The organism is Microbacterium sp. GbtcB4 (assembly GCF_019091465.1).
Lineage (GTDB): Bacteria > Actinomycetota > Actinomycetes > Actinomycetales > Microbacteriaceae > Microbacterium > Microbacterium paraoxydans.
Genome location: NZ_JAGXJJ010000803.1, coordinates 1 through 229, shown reverse-complemented (window position 1 = coordinate 229; position 229 = coordinate 1). Strand labels below are relative to the sequence as shown.

Below are 229 nucleotides of genomic sequence, written 5' to 3'. Positions count from 1 at the left end.
AAGACCCTGCGGCTCGGGCTCTTCGAGAACGCTCAGGCCAACGACTCCGGCACCGCGACCTGGCGCCACCCCGACAACCGCCGCTACCTCTTCGACAAGCTCGACTACTGGCGCGACACCGCCCGCCTGGTCGAGGACGCGGGCTTCGACTTCCTCTTCCTACCCGACGCGGGGGGCTGGGCCGGCGTCGCCGGCGTGCGCCCGGACATCTGCTCGGTCGGGGCCCTGG

Annotated in this window: 1 pseudogene; it reads left to right on the top strand. The window is 72.1% G+C overall.

Features of this window, described 5'->3' with window-relative positions:
- A pseudogene (locus tag KVS71_RS19670) lies at positions 1–229 on the top strand (LLM class flavin-dependent oxidoreductase); the annotation flags it as partial.